15 protein-coding genes are annotated in these 18,454 nt (G+C 57.0%); 7 read left to right on the top strand and 8 right to left on the bottom strand.

Annotated elements, in window-relative coordinates:
* Window positions 1-61 precede the first annotated feature (61 nt).
* Together ACP7IZ_RS03940 and hemC are read right to left on the bottom strand one after the other, a co-directional pair.
* Window positions 62-790 carry a uroporphyrinogen-III synthase gene (locus tag ACP7IZ_RS03940; RefSeq protein ID WP_426847918.1) on the bottom strand — a complete coding sequence of 243 codons (729 nt, stop codon included), beginning with the start codon at window positions 788-790 and terminating at the stop codon, window positions 62-64.
* Window positions 791-799: 9 nt separating this feature from the next.
* Entirely contained in the window at window positions 800-1,873 is a 1,074-nt protein-coding gene (hemC, locus tag ACP7IZ_RS03935) for a hydroxymethylbilane synthase (protein ID WP_426847917.1), read from the bottom strand.
* Between the two features lie 145 nt (window positions 1,874-2,018).
* Here hemC and tsaD point away from each other — a divergent pair, with 145 nt between their 5' ends.
* Both tsaD and ACP7IZ_RS03925 read left to right on the top strand, forming a co-directional pair.
* On the top strand, window positions 2,019-3,125 hold the full coding sequence (tsaD, locus tag ACP7IZ_RS03930; RefSeq protein ID WP_426847916.1) for a tRNA (adenosine(37)-N6)-threonylcarbamoyltransferase complex transferase subunit TsaD: 1,107 nt from the start codon (window positions 2,019-2,021) through the stop codon (window positions 3,123-3,125).
* Window positions 3,122-3,943: a 23S rRNA (adenine(2030)-N(6))-methyltransferase RlmJ gene (locus ACP7IZ_RS03925; protein WP_426847915.1), complete on the top strand. Its 822-nt coding sequence runs from the start codon at window positions 3,122-3,124 to the stop codon at window positions 3,941-3,943. The genes tsaD and ACP7IZ_RS03925 overlap by 4 nt, the downstream gene beginning before the upstream one ends.
* A 14-nt stretch (window positions 3,944-3,957) precedes the next feature.
* Here ACP7IZ_RS03925 and ACP7IZ_RS03920 read toward each other — a convergent pair whose 3' ends face one another.
* The 3 genes from ACP7IZ_RS03920 to ACP7IZ_RS03910 are packed head-to-tail and all read right to left on the bottom strand — an operon-like array spanning window position 3,958 to window position 8,486.
* Window positions 3,958-4,695 carry a MarC family protein gene (locus tag ACP7IZ_RS03920; RefSeq protein ID WP_426847914.1) on the bottom strand — a complete coding sequence of 246 codons (738 nt, stop codon included), beginning with the start codon at window positions 4,693-4,695 and terminating at the stop codon, window positions 3,958-3,960.
* A gap of 57 nt (window positions 4,696-4,752) precedes the next feature.
* Window positions 4,753-6,840 (bottom strand): lysylphosphatidylglycerol synthase domain-containing protein, encoded by a 2,088-nt coding sequence (locus ACP7IZ_RS03915; protein ID WP_426847913.1) that lies wholly within the window; start codon window positions 6,838-6,840, stop codon window positions 4,753-4,755.
* A 20-nt stretch (window positions 6,841-6,860) separates the two neighbouring features.
* Complete coding sequence (locus ACP7IZ_RS03910) at window positions 6,861-8,486, bottom strand: lysine--tRNA ligase (protein ID WP_426847912.1); 1,626 nt, start codon at window positions 8,484-8,486, stop codon at window positions 6,861-6,863.
* A gap of 158 nt (window positions 8,487-8,644) precedes the next feature.
* On the opposite strand from ACP7IZ_RS03910, the gene ACP7IZ_RS03905 reads away from it, so the two are divergent.
* The gene (locus tag ACP7IZ_RS03905) at window positions 8,645-9,400 is read left to right on the top strand and encodes a competence/damage-inducible protein A (protein WP_426847911.1); all 756 of its coding nucleotides are present in this window, start codon (window positions 8,645-8,647) and stop codon (window positions 9,398-9,400) included.
* 55 nt (window positions 9,401-9,455) lie between these two features.
* Here the strand turns inward: ACP7IZ_RS03905 and ACP7IZ_RS03900 are convergent, their stop codons facing one another.
* From ACP7IZ_RS03900 to ACP7IZ_RS03890, 3 genes are all read right to left on the bottom strand, one after another.
* Window positions 9,456-10,412 (bottom strand): acetyl-CoA carboxylase carboxyltransferase subunit alpha, encoded by a 957-nt coding sequence (locus tag ACP7IZ_RS03900; RefSeq protein ID WP_006116204.1) that lies wholly within the window; start codon window positions 10,410-10,412, stop codon window positions 9,456-9,458.
* A gap of 74 nt (window positions 10,413-10,486) precedes the next feature.
* Complete coding sequence (locus ACP7IZ_RS03895) at window positions 10,487-11,407, bottom strand: site-specific tyrosine recombinase XerD (protein ID WP_426847910.1); 921 nt, start codon at window positions 11,405-11,407, stop codon at window positions 10,487-10,489.
* Window positions 11,408-11,410: 3 nt separating this feature from the next.
* Window positions 11,411-11,749: a hypothetical protein gene (locus tag ACP7IZ_RS03890; protein WP_426847909.1), complete on the bottom strand. Its 339-nt coding sequence runs from the start codon at window positions 11,747-11,749 to the stop codon at window positions 11,411-11,413.
* A gap of 62 nt (window positions 11,750-11,811) precedes the next feature.
* Here ACP7IZ_RS03890 and aroB point away from each other — a divergent pair, with 62 nt between their 5' ends.
* The 4 genes from aroB to alaS all read left to right on the top strand — a co-directional run bounded on the left by aroB (window position 11,812) and on the right by alaS (window position 18,437).
* Complete coding sequence (gene aroB / locus ACP7IZ_RS03885; RefSeq protein WP_426847908.1) at window positions 11,812-13,545, top strand: 3-dehydroquinate synthase; 1,734 nt, start codon at window positions 11,812-11,814, stop codon at window positions 13,543-13,545.
* Between the two features lie 344 nt (window positions 13,546-13,889).
* Window positions 13,890-15,017: an OmpA family protein gene (locus ACP7IZ_RS03880; protein WP_012812684.1), complete on the top strand. Its 1,128-nt coding sequence runs from the start codon at window positions 13,890-13,892 to the stop codon at window positions 15,015-15,017.
* 98 nt (window positions 15,018-15,115) lie between these two features.
* Window positions 15,116-15,619 (top strand): GtrA family protein, encoded by a 504-nt coding sequence (locus ACP7IZ_RS03875; protein WP_426847906.1) that lies wholly within the window; start codon window positions 15,116-15,118, stop codon window positions 15,617-15,619.
* Window positions 15,620-15,791: 172 nt separating this feature from the next.
* Complete coding sequence (gene alaS, locus ACP7IZ_RS03870) at window positions 15,792-18,437, top strand: alanine--tRNA ligase (RefSeq protein WP_426847956.1); 2,646 nt, start codon at window positions 15,792-15,794, stop codon at window positions 18,435-18,437.
* Window positions 18,438-18,454: the final 17 nt, after the last annotated feature.

Raw genomic sequence — 18,454 nt, 5'->3', positions numbered from 1 at the left:
CGCGTCGCCTTTGCTTTAAGGGTTGCAAAAAGCCTTCGCACTTACGGGTGCGGAGGTTTTTTTATGCGTGATATAGCCCCAGAGCTTCCATAACCGCTGCGGCAGATACATGAGCCGCTATATGCACATTGTGCCAACCCGCGTTACGCAAAACATCTGCCACACGGCCAGATATCACCACCGCACGCGCCTGCGCTGCCAGCCGCTTTTGCTCGGTTTCTGGCAAAGCTGCCAACCAGCCTGCTGCACTTTCTGCTGAAAAAAACAGAACCACCGCCACCTTGGCAGCCTGAATGGCTGTACGTGTTTGTTCGGTTATTTTCTGGATCGGTTTGGCCGCATACACAACGCGGCGCGTAACCTTAAACCCCGCTTGCCTGCACCAAGCCGCAAGCTCTACGCCCTGCCCTGCCCCAGAGCAGAGCAGCAGGGTGCCTTGTTCTGGCTGTTGGCGGGTTTGTAAAAGCGAGACAAGCGCATGGGCATCACCATCCGCGCTTTTCACACATGTAAACCCGGCATCGCGCGCGCGTTGGGCTGTGCGATCCCCTACTGCGTAAACCGGTATATCCAGCGCTTTGGCCTGCTGTGCGGCTGCAACCACAGCAGAAACAGCCTGCCCACTGGTAAGCAATATGGCTGCGGGTAATTTTTGGGGCAGACGCAGCGTATGCCGCTGCACAACCAATGCGGGTGAGGGCAATGGCAGCCAGCCTGCACCCGCAACGGCTGCCATTGTTTCACTCAGCCCCGGTTCCGGGCGTGTGACAATCACGCCACGCGGATGCATGGCGTTACCTCAGTTTTCCTCAAAAATATCAGAGGGGCTATCTTTGCGCAGGCTTTCACCCAGCTCCTTACCCAGCCTTGCTGCATCTTCCGGCATGCCAGTAATGCTGCGCTTTAACAGGAAGGACCCATCTTCACGCGCAACAAGGCCCGTAAGATGCAGCTTGGGGTCTTTGCCCTCCTCGGCGGGAAGAAGCTGCGCATAGCCACCGATAGGCGTACGGCAGGAACCATCCAGTTCCGCCAACAAAGACCGCTCTGCCGTGGCAACGGCGCGGGCCTCGTAATCTTCAATCGCAGATAACAGTTCGCGTAGTTCAATATCATCTTCGCGCACGGTTACGCCTACAATGCCCTGCCCTGCGGCTGGCACCATAACTGTGGGGTCCAGTACAATGCTGGCACGTTCTGCCATGCCAAGGCGCTTTAGCCCGGCCAGAGCCAACAACGTGGCCTGACACTGATGGGCCGCGAGTTTATCGAGTCGGGTTTGCACGTTGCCACGCAGCAGGCCAAATTGCAGGTCTGGCCGCACATGCAGCATCTGTGCCTGCCTACGCACAGATGCGCAGCCTACAAGCGCACCTTCTGGCAGGGCGGAATACGGATCATCCGGGTCGGACTGCGCAAGGCCGGGGCTAAGGATAAGGGCATCACGCGCATCTTCCCGCTTAAGGGTGCAGGCCAGCACAAGGCCGGGGGGCAGCGTGGTTTCCAAGTCCTTAAGGCTGTGCACGGCAAAATCAATCCGCCCATCGGCTAGGGCTTCATGAATTTCCTTTGCAAACAGGCCTTTACCACCAATTTCGGCCAAACGCCGATTTTGCACCTGATCACCCGTGGTGTTAATCTGGTGTTCCTGAAACGCGCCCATATCCCGCAAGACGGGGCAGAAGCGTGTCAGTGTGGTAAGAAAGGCGCGCGTTTGCACCAGCGCAAGGGGCGAACCCCGCGTGCCAACACGCAAAGGCAGGGTGCGGCGCCCAGAATGGCCACTTGCCTTTTTCTGGCGGGCCGCCGCTTCCGCCGCAAGTTCCTGCAACGCAGGAGAAGGGGCGGATGAGGAAGGGTAGGCTGAATCCATAAGAGTGTCTATTACCGGGAGTAGAGAAAGGACAAGAAGTGATGATGCCCGGCTGGTCTGAAAAACTTGCGCGACCGAAAAAACATTCCGCCCCCGTCCATCTATTGCGTTGCCGTAAGGATACGCCGTTTTGCATGATGCGTCCATGAACGAAACCGCACAAAACCGCAGGCCAGATGGCCCAATACTGGCCATTGAATCTTCTTGCGATGAAACCGCATGCGCCATTTTGGCCCCCGATGGCACCGTGCTGGCACAGCGTGTTATTTCTCAGGATGGACATGCAGATTTTGGTGGCGTGGTGCCAGAAATTGCGGCACGCGCCCATTTAGCCCTACTGCCGAATCTGGTTCGGGCCACTTTGCAGGATGCCAACATCCCCCCCGCGACTCTGTCTTTCATTGCCGCCAGCACCGGGCCGGGGCTTATTGGCGGGCTGATTGTGGGCAGCGGTTTTGCCAAGGGGCTGGCATTGGCGCTGGGTATTCCGTTTGTGGCGGTTAACCATGTTGAAGCCCATGCCCTCACGGCGCGGCTGCCGGGTATTGTGCCCGATGGTGCCCCCTTCCCCTATCTGCTGCTGCTGGTTTCTGGTGGTCATTGCCAATGCATTGCGGTGGAAGGCGTAGGCCATTACCGCAAGCTAGGCGGCACGATTGATGATGCCGCCGGTGAAGCGTTTGATAAAGTTGCCAAAATGCTGGGCCTTGGCTGGCCCGGCGGCCCGGAACTGGAAAAACTGGCGCTGGAAGGCGACCCCAAAGCCATTTCCCTACCCCGCCCCCTCTGGCGGCGTGAGGGCTGCGATTTTTCTTTCTCCGGCCTAAAAACCGCCATCTCCCAAAAGCTCGCACCTTTTGGCAAGGCGCCTCTGCCCCGCCAGTTTGCGGCAGATCTGGCGGCCTCCTTTCAGCAAGCCGTAGCCGATGTGGTAACCAACCGTATTGAGCACGCACTGGATATGATGCCCGAAGCCAAACTGTTGGTGGCGGCTGGTGGTGTGGCTGCCAATACAGTTTTGCGCGCGGCTTTGGAAAAAACAGCCGCACAACGCGGCCTACGCTTTGCCGCCCCCCCTTTACGCTTGTGCACGGATAACGCCGTTATGGTGGGTTGGGCAGCCTTGGAAACATGGCAGGAAGCCGCCACACGCCACCTGCCCCCCATAAACGATAACGCCCTATGCCCCCGCCCACGCTGGCCACTGGAAGACATGGCCAGCCGTTTTGAAGCAGAAACACCCTCCACATGAACTACCGCCACATCTACCACGCCGGTAACTTTGCCGACTGCATGAAGCACGCCCTGCTTGTCACCTTGCTGCAAAGCTTTTTACGCAAACCCGCGCCCTTTATGGTGTTGGATACACATGCCGGTATCGGACGGTATGATCTGCACAGCCCCGAAGCTGAAAAAACACGGGAATGGCAAGATGGCATAGGCAAGCTGTGGCATGAAGATGCCTCAAGCCCACTGGCAGATTGGCTGGAACAGGTAAAACAAGCAGGCGGGCCAGAGTTTTACCCCGGTTCTCCGCTCATTATTGCGCAGATGCTGCGGACGCAGGATTCACTCATTTGTTGCGAAAAACACCCGGAAGATAAACGCAGCCTCTACCGGCTATTTGCCAACACCCCAAATGTAACGGTGCATGAGCGAGATGCCTATGAGGCCCTGCGCGCCCTGCTTCCGCCCAAAACCGCCAAGCGCGGGCTTATTCTGATTGATCCGCCATTTGAAGAACCGGGGGAATTCGACCGGCTTGCACAAGCCGTGCAGACCATTCAGGCCCGCTTTGCCAATGCCATTATTGCCATTTGGTATCCTATCAAGCACCGCACGCCCGTTCGTATTTTTCATGAAACGTTAATGGCCACCGGTATCCGCAACATCTGCGTGGCAGAGTTACTTATGCAGCCGCCGCACAACCCGGATCAGCTTAACGGCGCGGGCTTACTGGTTATACGCCCGCCTTTTGGCTTTGCAGAAAAAGCAAGCGCACAGCTTGAGCGGCTGCAACACGTGCTGGGCGCGCATGAAAGCTGCGTTACCCAGCTTGTGGCGGAATAACGCCTTTAGCGGCGTTATGCATGTAGTTTTATGGCCAGCAGGTGCCGCCACATATCTGTGGCAAAACCCTGCACGCCTGCGGCCAGAATCTGCACGCCAATACACAGCAGCACCAGCGCAGCCATACGGCTCACAATACGCGTGCCGGTAACACCCAGCATGGATACCAGCTTATCCGCGCCAGAATAGGCAGCCCACACAATAGCCACCACGCATACACCAGCCAACGTGGTGCCAATGGTGTAAGCCCAAAAAGGCTCATCCGATGGGCAGCCAGAACCAAGGGCAATAGCCACAGCAATTGTGCCCGGCCCCACCGTAAATGGCATGGCAAGGGGGAAAAACGCGGCATCAGCCCAGTTGGGGGCCATCACCGTACGGCCACCTTGTAAGGCCTGCTTTTCCTTTTGCGCTTCAACCGTTTCCGGGCTTTGCAGCAGATCCCACGCACGCACAGCCACAACCAGCCCGCCCGCAACCCGCAGCGCGTTTACGGTAATACCGAAAAACGCCAGCACCATACTGCCCAGCCAAAGCGAAGCCATAATGAGGCAGAGGGAATAAAAAGACACCAGCCGCGCCAGCGCCATAATTTCAGTTTGCGAGCGGCCTGCCGTTGCCTGCGCAAAAATAAGCGCAGCCCCAAACGGATTGACGATGGAAAACAACGCAGGAAACGCCAGCAGAAACGAGGAAATAGAAGATGTAAATGCTGTTGCCGTTAACAGCATTGCGGGAAAATGAGCTGACATAACCCCTCACCGTTCTGTCCGAGGCATCCGCCCTCTACCCGAGGAAACACCGTTTAATCACGAAAAATCTGATGGCACCAAATTGCCCGCACCACCCTTGTACGTTTTAACAAAGCGTGATGCCTGCGCAATATCGTCCGCTGGATAGCAGAAATTAAATCCGCTGCCATCATTAAGTGTCCATACACTCTGCCCGATATCATCGTAAATACGCAGGAAGTCATCCCCCACCTGCCAGAACACGGGTTTTAGACCTTCCTGCAAGGCTAGATCCCGAAATTTCCAGATAGCAGAAATGCTGTCTGCTTCTTCTCCTGCCGGATCACCCAATGCCACCAGATAGCTATCTCTCCGGTAAAGCGGCAGAATGGCCTCTCCTGCTTCCCCCGTAACATACCCCTGCGGCCGGAAGGCCTGAATATCTGGCAGGGCATGATCCAGATTTTTATAGTGTGTGTAGGCGTCTTCATCCCACTCACGCACGATAATACGCCCCGGCCACATCAGCCGCGCCACAACAAACAGCGCCAGCCCTACGGAAAGCGCAATGGTCCATCTGACCGAGCCGCGAGCCTGCGTAGCCAACATCATCTGCCACCAGCTACCAGATGTATCGTGCCGTGTTGCCAACGCAATAACGCACCCAAATAACAGCAGCAAAGATAGCAGAGTGCCGGTGGAGAGAGGTTCGCTTAAAAGCCGCGCGTGCCGGTAATAGCAGGAGCGGAACGGCGCAATAAACAGCGCGGAAAGCCCCAGCATAACCGGCACAAAAAATGTATTGCCCCGCAAAAATGTCAGCACAGTTGCGGTAAGCAGCAGATAAAGCGCTCCACGCCATGCCAGCGTAACCCGCTGGGAAAGCCCAATAGCCAAGCTGATAAGCACCACCCCCATAAGGGAAAGCACATAGTTGCCGCCCACACGGGCCATTGTCAGCAGGCTTTCTGGCACCATGGCAAATTTGGGCACGGGGTCCAGCATCACCAGACAGATCAGCATAACCCCGCAAAGTGAAACCGTGCCCGTTGCCACAGCTACAGAAAAAGCGGCTTCACTTTCCCGCACCACTTGGCTGGGCCTGCGCTGCATGGGCATAGGGGCCGTGGTGGCATCTGGGTTATTTTGTATCTTGCGGTTTTTCTTTTCTGCCAGAGCGGCATCACCACGCAAAAACAGCTCATGCCCGGCAAACATGATACCCGCCAGAAACAACGGAATAATGTAATAGAAAAGCCGGAAAATCAGCACCATGCCCAAAATTTGTGGCGCAGGCATATAAGGGCCTAAAGCCAGCAGCATGGCCCCATCAAACACGCCCAAACCACCCGGCACACTGGCCACCAGCCCGGCTGTATAAGATGCAATGTAAATGGCCAGAAACGAGCCAAAGTCCACCCCAGCACTAGGGGGAAGCAGCACAAAAGCAATGCTGGCCGTAGCCGCAACCTCTGCCGTAGCCACCAGTGTTTGCATAATGGCCATACGGGGGGATGGCAGTTCCACCACCCATTTACGGAAGCGGAATTCCCGCACCTTAAACGCCAGCCCGATATAAGCCGCCACGCCGCACCACATCAGCGCGCCAATAACCGCCAGCACAGATGCGGGCACGCGGTGGCCAATGCCTGGCAACACTGTGGGTTCCCAGATCAGCACGGCACCTATCAGCACCGCAGCACCCAACAGGTAGGTGGCGGAGCAGAAGGCAATAATCTGGGCTATGGCAAAGGAATTAAGGCCCCAGTTGCGGTAAAGCCGATACCGCACAGCAGCGCCAGATACAGCGGAAAAGCCCAGATTGTGCGAAAGCACATAGGAACAGAACGCCGCAAAAGCAGCCCGCCGGAAAGGCAGCTTACGATACCCTACCTGAATGACAGCAAGCTGATCATAAAAGGACAAGATAAAGTAAGACAGCAGCGTGCAGCCAACCGCCATCCACATCTGCCGGGCCGGAATAGCCTCCATAGCGTGGCGGATGTCTGAAATACGTAGATGCCGCAGTTCGTGCTGCACCACCACAATGGCGGCCACCATAAGCAGCAAACCAAGAATATGCGGCAGATGCTTGAGCCACTTTTTCCATCCCCCTCCGCCCGGAAGCGAAGAAGGGGGAGCTGGTGGGGGTGGGGTCTGCGTCATGTAACTTGCGGCGCTACGTTTTAAACCTGCGTCTCGCGCAGGAGGGCTGTATCTATCAGGGCCACGGTTTCCGCCACGCCATACAGCGCAACAAAGCCACCAAAACGCGGCCCTTCCTTCTGCCCCAGCAGCACTTCATACAGGCAGGTAAACCAGCTACGCAGCGGTTCAAACGCATGGCGCTTGCCTACTTCGAACACCAGATTCTGCAAGGTGCCAGCATCTGCGGCTTCACCTTCATAGCCACGCAGGCATTCTGCCAGATCAGTTAGGGCAGCGCGTTCCTGCTGGGTGGGCGCACGGAAGGTTTTGGCCGGGCGCACAAAATCTGCGTAATACGCCACAGCATGTTTAACCAAGCATGCCAGCATGGGGTGTGTTTCGGGCGAAACGGCAGCATCGTACCGGCGGATAAAGCCCCACAGCACTTCTGGCGTATCTGCATTGGCAACGCTGGCAAGGTTGAGCAGCATGCTAAACGGCACCGGGCTGCCTGCATCTTCTGGAATATGGCCCTTATGGATAAACCATGCCGGATTGGCACGCAGATCATTCCCCTTGGGGTTTTCGGCCTGCAACACCTTGGCTTTATCAACGTGTGTAAGATATTCATCCGCCGTTTTGGGGATAACATCAAAATACAACCGCTTGGCGCGCTGCGGCTGGTTGAACATGAACTGCCCAAGGCTTTCTGGCGGGGCGTAACGCAGCCATTCTTCAACAGAAAGCCCGTTACCCTTGGATTTGGAAATTTTCTGGCCTTTTTCATCCAGAAACAGCTCATACGTTAGGCCTGCAGGCGGAGTGCCGCCCAGAATCTTACAGATACGGCCAGAAAGCCGCACGCTGTCTATCAGATCCTTGCCAGACATTTCATAATCAACGCCCAGCGCATACCAACGCATGGCCCAGTCGGCCTTCCACTGCATTTTGGCATGGCCGCCGGTTACGGGTGTTTCAAACACCTCACCGTTGGAAGGGTCTGTCCAGCGCACAGTGCCGGCTGCGGCATCTATGGCGTCCATCTTCACTTGCATCACCTCACCTGTACGGGGGTGGAGCGGCAGAACGGGGGAATAGGTGGCGCGCCGGTCTGCCCCCAAAGTGGGCAGAATAACCTTTAGAATGTCATCATGCACTTCCAGCACGCGGCGGAGTGCCGCATCAAACCGACCAGAGGTGTAATACTGGGTGGAAGACGCAAATTCGTATTCAAAGCCGAAGCTGTCCAGAAACGCGCACAGGCGGGCATTGTTATGCGCGGCAAACGATTCGTGCGTGCCGAACGGATCTGGCACGCGGGAAAGAGGCTGGCCGATATATTTTTCCAGCATGTCACGCTGGGGCACGTTATCGGGCACCTTGCGCAAGGCATCCATATCATCGGAAAAAGCCAACAGGCGCGAAGGGCGGCCTGTTAGGGCTGTGTAGGCCTGCCGCACCCATGATGTGCGGGCTACCTCACCAAACGTGCCAATATGCGGCAGGCCGGAAGGGCCATAGCCCGTTTCCAGCAGCGCCGGGCGTGCATCGTCCTCACCGTTGGTGGTGCTGCGCACACCAACATGATCGGCTAGTTTACGCGCCTCCTCAAAAGGCCAGGCACGTGGAAGATCGGAAACGGGAGCGGATCGGCTTTCTGACATGGCGGGAAGCTATGAACTGGACACGCTGCGGTCAATCCAAAAACGCGCAGCACAGGAAGGATAAGGGCAAATTTTACCATATCATTGACGTTAACAGCCCTGCGTTTCATGCTTTACACCTAAATCAAGAAGGCTTCAGCAAAGGACAGGCCCAACCCATGCGCCGCACCTCCGCCCTTATTCTTATTGGCAACGAAATCCTTTCCGGCCGCACAAAAGATGAAAACATCCAGTTTCTGGCCCTCCGCTTAGGTGAACTGGGGATTCCTCTGCGCGAAATCCGTGTGATTCCGGATATTCGGGAAACCATCATCAACACCGTGACAGAAATGCGCGCGAAATATGATGAGGTCTTTACCACTGGCGGCATTGGCCCCACGCATGATGACATCACAGCTCCCTGTGTTGCCGAAGCTTTTGGTGTGCCGTGGGAGTTCCACCCCCCCACCTTCAAACTGCTGGAAACCTATTTTGGGCCAGAAGAGTTTAACGCTGCCCGCCAGCGTATGGCCAAGCTGCCGCAGGGGGCCACCCCCATTGTAAACCCTGTTTCACTCGCGCCCGGCTTTAGCATTGGCAATGTGCACGTTATGGCAGGCGTGCCGCGTATTATGCGCGGCATGTTTGATGCCCTTGCCCCTAGCCTGCAAAAAGGCGCACCTGTTTTTTCACGCACATGGCACACCACATCACTTTTTGAAGGCACGTTGGCCGATGGGCTGGAGGCCATTCAGAATCGCTTTCCGGATCTGGATATCGGCTCCTACCCTTTCCACCGGGAAGATGGCCGCCGGGGCGTGGCCCTTGTGGCCAAAGGGCAGAACCGGGCCGAAGTGGAAGAAGCCGCCAGTGCCATCCATGATCTTATCAAAACAAAAGGCGGCACCCCTGTAGAAGGAGAGCCGCCTGTCTAACGCCTTGGCTTCCTCCCCACCGCTTTTGCACCCGTGGGGAGGAAAAATGCGTGTGTTAGCTTAGGGCTTCACGCCCCATTGCCAGAAACTTTTCACGCCGCAATTCTTTCAGGCGTGCCGGTGCAATTGGCAGAAGCGTTTTAAGTTCTTCTGTCAGCGCTGTGCGCACAGATTCGATTGCGACAGCAGGCTCCCGCTGTGCTCCGCCTACGGGCTCAGGAATAATCCGGTCAATCAGCCCCAGCTTCTGCAAATCCTGCGCGGTCAGCCGCAGGGTTTCTGCTGCCGTGCTGGCCTGCTTGGGATCACGCCACAAAATGGACGCACAAGCTTCGGGCGAGATAACGGAGTAGATGGCGTTTTCCAGCATCATCACCCGATCACCCGCACCCAGCGCCACGGCGCCACCAGAACCGCCTTCACCAATTACGGTGGCAACAAGCGGCACGGGCACTTCAAAACAGGTGGCAATAGAACGGGCAATGGCTTCAGCCTGCCCGCGCTGCTCGGCATCAATACCGGGCCATGCGCCTGCGGTATCAATAAATGTTAGAATCGGCATGTTAAAGTGCCCGGCCATTCTCATCAGCCGTTGCGCCTTGCGGTAGCCTTCTGGCCGCGCCATGCCAAAATTATGCTGGAGCCGGGTTTCAAGGTCTGAACCGCGTTCAGTCCCGATTACCATAACCGGTGTGCCGTCAAAACGGCCCATGCCACCGATAACAGCTTTATCATCTGCAAACAGACGATCCCCCGCCAGCGGCGTAAAGTCTGTTATCAGCGCATTCACATAGTCCTGCGTGTGCGGACGTTGCGCATGGCGGGCCACCTGCACCTTCTGCCACGGCGTAAGCTTGGCATAGATGGCACGCAGGTGCTTTTCCGCCTTTTCAGAAAGACGGGCCGTTTCTTCTTCTATGTTGACCCCTTCAGGGTCAGTCATTTGCCGCAGTTCGTCGATCTTGTTTTCAAGTTCGGCGACGGGCTTTTCGAAATCCAGGAACTGACGCATGCAGAAGCCGATAGCACAATGACGTGTAAAACCAAGTCACTTCATGCAACCAAACATATCTGAATGTCGATTTTTCACTTGGTGTGGGCAGAATCCGCCGCCAATGGGTGATGCGCCTGCACTGCTTTTTGCAGGCGTTCTGTTTGCACATGCGTATAAATCTGGGTGGTGGCGATGTCTGCATGCCCAAGCAACATCTGCAAGGCCCGCAAATCCGCCCCATGCGCCAGCAAATGCGTCGCAAAGGAATGGCGCAGCACGTGGGGAGAAAGACGCGCCGGATCAATTTCTGCCCGTATGGCCACTGTATGCAGAATCCGGTCAAACGCCTGCCGTGTCATGGGTTTTGCAGGGTCCCGACCGGGAAAAAGGAAGGGGCTTTCCAAATGTGCATCCACTTCCAGCAGCGCTTGTGCGGCTTCCCGCGCGCTATCTGAAAGCGGCACAAGGCGTTCCCGCCCACCTTTGCCGCGCACCATAATCATCCGCTGGTCACCAGCTATGGCTTTGCGTGGCAGGGCCAATAATTCAGAAATACGCAAGCCAGAGGCATACAGCAGTTCCAGCGCTGCCTTGGCTAAAATACCGCGTCGTTTTTTAGGCAAAGATGCCCCATCGGGTTCAACGCAGGCATTCAGCAGTGCAAGCACTTCCGATTCGGATAAAAAACGCGGCAAAGGCGTGCGGGGTTTGGGGCTATCCAGATGCGCCGCCGGGTTATCCGCCCGCATGCCTTCACGCAGCAAAAACAGATAAAATTGCCGGATGCAGGACAAACGCCGCGCAACCGTGCGCCGCGCCTGCCCGCTGCCTACCAATGCAGCCATCCAGTTTTGCAACCCCTCGGTTGTAGCCGTTTGCAGGGTTTGCCCCTCCCGCGCCAGACTTTCAGCGCAGGAGGTTAGGTCTGCTTCATACGCAGCCAGCGTGTTGGGGGCGGCTGCGCGCTCGGCAGCCAGCATCTCCAGAAAAAGATCAACGCCCCCACTTATCATGGCTTACGGATGCGCAGGTGCTACCGGGGCCGGAGCGGCAACCGGCGGCGGAGGTGCCACAGGCGGTGGCGGCGCAACTGCCGCAGGCGGGGCGGCAGGCGCAGCAGGCGTAATGGTGGGCTGGGCAGGCGCTGCCGGCACAACAGCAGAAACCACCGGAGCCGGAGGTGCGGCAGGCACCGCCACGCTTGTAGCAGCGGCAGATGTAGCCGGGGCGGCCAGCGGCAGATCACGATGCACTGGCTGGGGGACAGGTGGGTGTGCGCTTAGGCCCAGCGCGGCAAAACCGCCCAGAACAACCGCAAACACTGCGGCGGCAACAATCAGAACCGTGCGGTTCATGCAGCTTGGCTCCCTTAACTGATATAGGTGTGTTCTGTCTGCTGTATGTTAAGCTGTGTTCCATGTCATCACGTATCTCTTCTCCCCACTCCGAAACAACGGACCCGCCACCCATTCCGCTTGATCTGGAACGGGTCAGCCGTAGCCACGGTTCTGGCATCATCCCCTTTGGCCGCAGCATTGTGCTTGTCGGCCTTATGGGGGCAGGAAAAACCACCATTGGCCGCCCCCTCGCCACGCGGCTGGGGCTGCCATTTGTTGATGCCGATGTAGAAATAGAACGCGCGGCGGGCTGCTCTATTGCAGATGTTTTTCGCCTGTATGGTGAAGCCGCTTTTCGTGATGGAGAACGGCGGGTGATTCGCAGGTTGCTGGAAGGCCCACCCATGGTGCTGGCCACTGGCGGCGGCGCGTTTATGGATTCCACCACCCGCGCCTTAGTGCGTGAGCGTGCAGTTTCCATCTGGCTGCGTTGCCCCCTGCCCGTGCTGGTGCGCCGTGTCAGCGGGCGTACGCACCGCCCGCTTTTAAACACGACATCCCCGCGTGACGTGCTGGAAAACCTTATGGCCATCCGCCATCCGGTTTACGCCGAGGCGGATATTATTGTTGATTGTGGAGACAACAACGTGGAGCACACAACCACGCGCGTTATGGAAGCCCTTGCCCTTTCGCGCCGTCCGTTAAGGTTACCTGTTACCTTGGCGCATACATCCTATGATGTGGTGATTGGCACGAATCTGATCAGCCGCGCGGGTGCCTTGCTGGCCCCGGTGCTGCCGCAGAAAAACGTTGTCATTATTACAGATGAAAACGTGGCGCCCCGCTACCTGCATCAGTTGGAAACCGCTTTGGCGGAAACCGGCATTACCTCCCGCAGCCTGCGCGTGCCGCCGGGGGAACAGACCAAGTGTCTGGAGATGTATCAAAAGCTGACAAACAACATTCTGGAGCACGGCATAGAACGCCGCACCAGCATTATTGCGCTGGGTGGCGGCGTGGTGGGGGATCTGGCCGGATTCGTGGCGGCTACCACGCTGCGGGGTCTGCCTTTTGTGCAAATTCCCACCACGCTGCTCTCTCAAGTCGATTCTTCGGTTGGGGGCAAAACGGGCATCAACACCCGTTGGGGCAAGAATCTGTTGGGGGCTTTTCATCAACCACTTTGCGTGCTGGCAGATGTTTCTACCCTTGCAACCTTGCCGCGCCGTGAGCTGGTGGCCGGTTATGCCGAAATTGTGAAGTCCGGCCTTATTGGGGATGAAGCACTGTTTGCATGGTGCGAAGAAAACGGCGCCGCCGTGCTGGACCAAGACCCCGAAGCGCTGGCAATGGCTGTACAGCAGGCTTGCGCCTTTAAAGCCCGCGTTGTGGCAGCCGATGAGCGCGAGCAACAAAAAAGCAATGGCCGCGCCCTGCTCAATCTGGGCCACACATTTGGCCACGCACTAGAAGCCGAACTGGGTTACGATGGCCGCCTTTTACATGGCGAGGCTGTTTCCATCGGCCTGAATCTGGCTTTTGCGCTTTCCGTCCGTTTGGGTTTGTGCCCCCGTGCGGACATGGAACGCGTAAATCGCCATCTGGAAGCCTTGGGTATGCCCGCACACATCCGGGACCTGCCCCACACCTTCCGCACGCAGGATCTCATGGCCCATATGCAGCGCGATAAGAAGATGCAGGATGGGCGCCTCTCCTTTGTGCTGGCACACGGAATCGGTCAGGCATTCACCACGCGGGATGTGCCCGCAACAGCCGTGAGAGAGGTGCTGGAAGCAGACGGTAGCGTGGCTTAAAAGCGGCTACGCACAGCCGCTTTTAAGCATCGGGTTGTAAATGTGTCACCTCGCCGCAATTCCGCCTTAATCAGACGAGAATGAGGGCGAGATACATGCTTTTGCAACATGTTATGGAAAGGGCCAGAAACCGTGGAAATACTTTTGCGTCAGAAACATATTCGTCCCACGAAATGAACTGTTGCAAATACAACACGGTTATGGCTTGTAATCACTAAGAGTATGAAGCTTCGGGTTCCTATTTTGGAACTGATCGTTTTATACGGCTTTAGGCATCTAGCTGGACCTGCCCGCTGAAATGGTTGGTGGGTTAGTCGAACAGATGAAATATTGAGGACCAAAAAATGCGTCTCCGCACGGCGTTACTTGCAACGACACTGATGGCAGCGGCTCCGGCGGCCGCATCTGCCACCACGATTACAGGCCCGTATGTAAACGTGGCCGGTGGTTATAACCTGGTTCAGAATCAGCACGCTCACCTGAACGGTGCAAACGCTGCTGGTGCCCCTCCGGGTGGAACCTCCTCTCAGCTGCGCCACAACACCGGCTTCACCGGTTTTGGTGCGTTTGGTTGGGGCTTCGGCAACGGCCTGCGCGCTGAAGTTGAAGGCGTTTACAACTACTCCAACATTGACCACCGTCCGGGCACATCCGTTCCTGGCCATACCCGTGGTTCCGACCAGTCCTACGGCGGTTTCGTGAACGTGCTGTATGATATCGACCTGAAGCAGTTCGGTATTGATGCACCTGTCACACCGTTTGTTGGTGTTGGTGCCGGTTACCTGTGGCAGCATTACAACCCGATCGACACCCACTATGCTAACGGTTCCCACACCCGCATTGGTGGCACGAACGGTGGCTTTGCTTACCAGGGCATCGTCGGTGCTGCTTATGACACGGGCATCCCGGGCTTCCAGGTGACCACGGAATACCGCATGATCGGTCAGCCGGGTTCCTTCATGGACGGTGCGTTCCACTACTCCGGTTCCAAGGGCACCGGCGGTAACGTGAACTTCGATCACCGCTTCAACCACCAGTTCATTCTGGGCCTGCGTTATGCGTTCGATACAGCTCCGCCGCCGCCGCCGCCGGCTCCGGTTGTTGCTGCTCCGGCTCCGCTGCCGGCTCGTTCCTACCTGGTGTTCTTCGATTGGGATAAGTCTGTCCTGACCGCTCGCGCTCGCCAGATCGTGGCAGAAGCTGCTCAGGCTTCCACCCACGTGCAGACAACCCGCATCGAAGTTAACGGTTACACCGATAACTCCGCTGCTCACCCCGGCCCGCGCGGTGAAAAGTACAACCTGGGTCTTTCCCTGCGTCGTGCTGACAGCGTGAAGGCAGAACTGATCCGTGACGGCGTTCCGGCTTCCGCTATTGACGTGCACGGTTACGGTGAAGCTCACCCGCTGGTTCCGACCGGCCCGAACACTCGCGAACCGCAGAACCGTCGCGTGGAAATCATCCTCCACTAATCGGCCTGCTTCCGGTTTCGGAAAAAAGAAAGGGGTGCCTTCGGGCACCTCTTTTTTTATGTCTGCTTTTTCTGCATTCCAGTTTAAAGCTTTATGCCATGAACACTGCGCCCCCTTCTGCTTCCGCCGCCACAACCAAGCTTATCCGCCTGATAAAGTTTGGCATGGTGGGCAGCCTTGGTTTTTTGTGGGATTCTGGCACCGTTTACGCATTGCGCTCTCTTATCGGGCTTACGGCTGCAACATTGGTGGCGTATTTTGTAGCCGCCACGCTTAACTGGATTTTTAACCGAATCTGGACATTCAAAGGCGCAGGGTACCATGAACACCCTGTGCTGCAGTGGCTCAGATTCCTGAGTGCCAACAGCCTTGGTTTTTTTCTAAACCGCGGCACGGTTTACCTGCTTTTCTATATTTTCCCGTTTTGCATGCAGCACCCCATTATTGCGCTGGCCGCAGGGGCCGGGGCAGGCATGCTGGCCAATTTCAGCATGAGCCAGAAAGTGGTCTTTCGGGAAAAACCGCCAGCTTCTGCGCTGGAACTGGCGGAAATGTCGGTTGAAATTTCACCGCCAACTTCGCATCAAACCTCCGATACGTAATTTGGCTATATCACGGGCCATTCTCTGCCCTCTTTCAGATCAGCGCAGGGTGCGCTACATCTGGAACACAGGTTAAGAGAACCTTGCCGTTTTCATCTGGCCGTGAGGCCCCTTTCCGCAAGTGTGGAAGCATCACGTGCCCAACCAGTTTCAGGATCGTCTGCCTCACGCCATGCTGACAACAAACGAAATTCGCACCGCTTTTCTGGAGTATTTTGCCAGCAACGGTCACCAGATTGTACCTTCATCGTCTCTGGTTCCCAAGAACGACCCCACCCTGCTGTTTACCAATGCGGGCATGGTGCAGTTCAAGAACGTGTTTACCGGCCAGGAAACCCGCCCCTACTCTCGCGCAACCACTGCGCAAAAGGTTGTGCGCGCTGGCGGTAAGCATAACGATCTGGACAATGTGGGCTATACAGCACGGCACCACACGTTTTTTGAAATGATGGGCAATTTCTCCTTCGGTGATTACTTCAAACCCGAAGCAATTGAATTTGCATGGAATTTGGTAACCAAGGGCTTCAACCTGCCCAAAGACAAGCTTTTGGTCACCGTTTTTGCAGAAGATGAAGATGCCGCAGGCCTGTGGCGCTCCATTGCCGGGCTGGATGACAGCCGCATTATCCGCATTCCCACATCAGATAACTTCTGGCGTATGGGGGACACCGGCCCCTGCGGCCCTTGCTCCGAAATCTTTTTCGATCACGGCCCAGATGTTCCCGGTGGCCCGCCCGGCTCCCCCGATGAAGATGGGGATCGGTTTGTCGAAATCTGGAACCTTGTGTTCATGCAGTATTTCGAAGACCCACCGGGCACACGCTCCCCTCTGCCGCGCCCCTCTATTGATACAGGGCTGGGGCTGGAACGCTTTGCCGCTATCATGCAGGGCAAGCGCGATAACTACGATACAGATACGTTTGTAGCCCTTATTCAGGCTTCGGCGGATCTCACACATCAGGCTGTTGATGGCCCGTTCAAAGCCAGCCACCGCGTGGTGGCCGACCATCTGCGCTCCACCGCCTTCCTGATTGCCGATGGCGTGCTGCCTTCCAAGGATGGCCGAGGCTATGTGCTGCGCCGCATCATGCGCCGCGCCATGCGCCACCTGCACATGATGGGCACCACAGAACCCACCTTCTACAAGCTCCTTCCTGCCCTTATCCAGCAGATGGGTGGCGCGTATCCTGAACTGGTGCATGGTGAAGCCCTTATCCGTGAAACCATGCGTGGTGAGGAAGAACGCTTTAAAGCCATGCTGGACCGTGGCCTGCATTTGCTGGAAGAAGAAAAATCTCATCTGGCCAGTGGTGCGCCCCTGCCGGGTGATGTGGCCTTCCGTTTGTATGATACGTTCGGCTTCCCGCTAGATCTTACGCAGGATGCCCTGCGCGGTTCTGGCCATGATGTGGACGTTAAAGGCTTTGAAGATGCCATGTCTGTGCAGCGCCAGCGCGCCCGTGCAGCCTGGACAGGCTCTGGCGATACAGCCGTAGAAACCATCTGGTTTGAAGCACGAGACAAGTTCGGGGCTTCCGAGTTTCTGGGCTACAGCACAGAACAGGCGGATGGTGAAGTTCAGGCCGTTATTGCTGGCAATGCGTTCCTGAAAGAAGCCCCGGTTGGATCTGAAGTGGCCGTGCTGCTGAACCAAACACCTTTTTATGGTGAAAGCGGTGGTCAGGCAGGGGATACCGGCTTTCTAACAGCCTCTGGCGTTAAAGTTGCCGTTACGGATACGCAGAAAAAAGCTGGGGATCTGATCGTGCATTACGGCACGGTAACAGAAGGCACGCTGCGCTCCGGCATGGCTGTAACCGCTACGGTGGACCATGACCGCCGCAGCGCCATTCGCGCGCATCACTCCGCCACCCACCTGCTGCACGAGGCCCTCCGCCGCCATTTAGGTGCGCATGTGGCGCAGAAAGGCAGCCTGAACACGGCTGAGCGCCTACGCTTTGATGTAAGCCAACCCCGCCCGATTACGGATGAGGAACTGGCCGCCATTGAGGCCGAAGTGAACAACCGTATCCGCGAGAACTCGCAGGTTGTCACACGCTCCATGACACCGGATGAAGCCATTGCCGAAGGGGCCACCGCCCTGTTTGGTGAAAAATACGGTGATGAAGTGCGCGTGGTTTCCATGGGTGCTGACACAGACAACAAGGCCCCGTGGTCTATGGAGCTATGCGGCGGTACGCACGTCAACCGCACGGGGGATATCGGGCAGTTCCGTATTGTTTCGGAAAACGGCGTTTCCGCCGGTGTGCGGCGTATTGAAGCCGTTGCAGGCAAGGCTGCGCAGGATCTTACTGTTTCTAACGAACAGCGCCTGACACAGATGGCCACCATGATGAAGGTTTCTGTGGCCGATGCGCCAGAGCGTTTGGCCGCAGTGCTTGAAGAACGCCGCCAGATGGAAAAGCAGATTGCCCATTTGCAGCGCCAGTTGGCAACAGGCAACGTGGCTGCTGCGGGTGTAGACAAAATTGGCGCGGCACGTCTGGCAACCCGCAATGTGGGTGAAACGCCCCCGCGTGAGCTCAAAGGGCTGGCAGAAACCATTCTCAAGCAGGGCAATGCCGATGTGGTGGTGCTGATTTCCACCGCAGATGGCAAAGGCAGCGTTGTTGCCGCCGTTGGCCCGGAAATGGTGGAAAAAGTGGATGCCGTAGCCCTTGTACGTGCTGCCAGTGCTGCCATGGGTGGCAAAGGTGGCGGCGGGCGGCGCGATATGGCGCAGGCTGGTGGCCCGGATGCACAGGCTGCTGATGCTGCATTTGCCGCCGTGCGTGAAGCCCTGAAGACCATGGCCTGAAACATCGGCCGAACGGG

Origin of the sequence: Acetobacter sp. AAB5 (genome assembly GCF_050106715.1) — a bacterium.
GTDB lineage: Bacteria > Pseudomonadota > Alphaproteobacteria > Acetobacterales > Acetobacteraceae > Acetobacter > Acetobacter oryzifermentans.
The sequence above is the reverse complement of the archived record's forward strand: the minus strand, read 5'-3'. Positions and strand labels throughout refer to the sequence as shown.

Coding starts and splice junctions, on each gene's coding strand:
- alaS (WP_426847956.1), top strand. CDS start 15,792: ATGCTGACAACAAACGAAATTCGCACCGCTTTTCTGGAGTATTTTGCC.
- ACP7IZ_RS03920 (WP_426847914.1), bottom strand. CDS start 4,695: ATGTCAGCTCATTTTCCCGCAATGCTGTTAACGGCAACAGCATTTACA.
- ACP7IZ_RS03880 (WP_012812684.1), top strand. CDS start 13,890: ATGCGTCTCCGCACGGCGTTACTTGCAACGACACTGATGGCAGCGGCT.
- ACP7IZ_RS03895 (WP_426847910.1), bottom strand. CDS start 11,407: ATGATAAGTGGGGGCGTTGATCTTTTTCTGGAGATGCTGGCTGCCGAG.
- ACP7IZ_RS03905 (WP_426847911.1), top strand. CDS start 8,645: ATGCGCCGCACCTCCGCCCTTATTCTTATTGGCAACGAAATCCTTTCC.
- aroB (WP_426847908.1), top strand. CDS start 11,812: ATGTCATCACGTATCTCTTCTCCCCACTCCGAAACAACGGACCCGCCA.
- ACP7IZ_RS03915 (WP_426847913.1), bottom strand. CDS start 6,840: ATGACGCAGACCCCACCCCCACCAGCTCCCCCTTCTTCGCTTCCGGGC.
- ACP7IZ_RS03925 (WP_426847915.1), top strand. CDS start 3,122: ATGAACTACCGCCACATCTACCACGCCGGTAACTTTGCCGACTGCATG.
- tsaD (WP_426847916.1), top strand. CDS start 2,019: ATGAACGAAACCGCACAAAACCGCAGGCCAGATGGCCCAATACTGGCC.
- ACP7IZ_RS03900 (WP_006116204.1), bottom strand. CDS start 10,412: ATGCGTCAGTTCCTGGATTTCGAAAAGCCCGTCGCCGAACTTGAAAAC.
- ACP7IZ_RS03910 (WP_426847912.1), bottom strand. CDS start 8,486: ATGTCAGAAAGCCGATCCGCTCCCGTTTCCGATCTTCCACGTGCCTGG.
- ACP7IZ_RS03940 (WP_426847918.1), bottom strand. CDS start 790: ATGCATCCGCGTGGCGTGATTGTCACACGCCCGGAACCGGGGCTGAGT.
- ACP7IZ_RS03890 (WP_426847909.1), bottom strand. CDS start 11,749: ATGAACCGCACGGTTCTGATTGTTGCCGCCGCAGTGTTTGCGGTTGTT.
- hemC (WP_426847917.1), bottom strand. CDS start 1,873: ATGGATTCAGCCTACCCTTCCTCATCCGCCCCTTCTCCTGCGTTGCAG.
- ACP7IZ_RS03875 (WP_426847906.1), top strand. CDS start 15,116: ATGAACACTGCGCCCCCTTCTGCTTCCGCCGCCACAACCAAGCTTATC.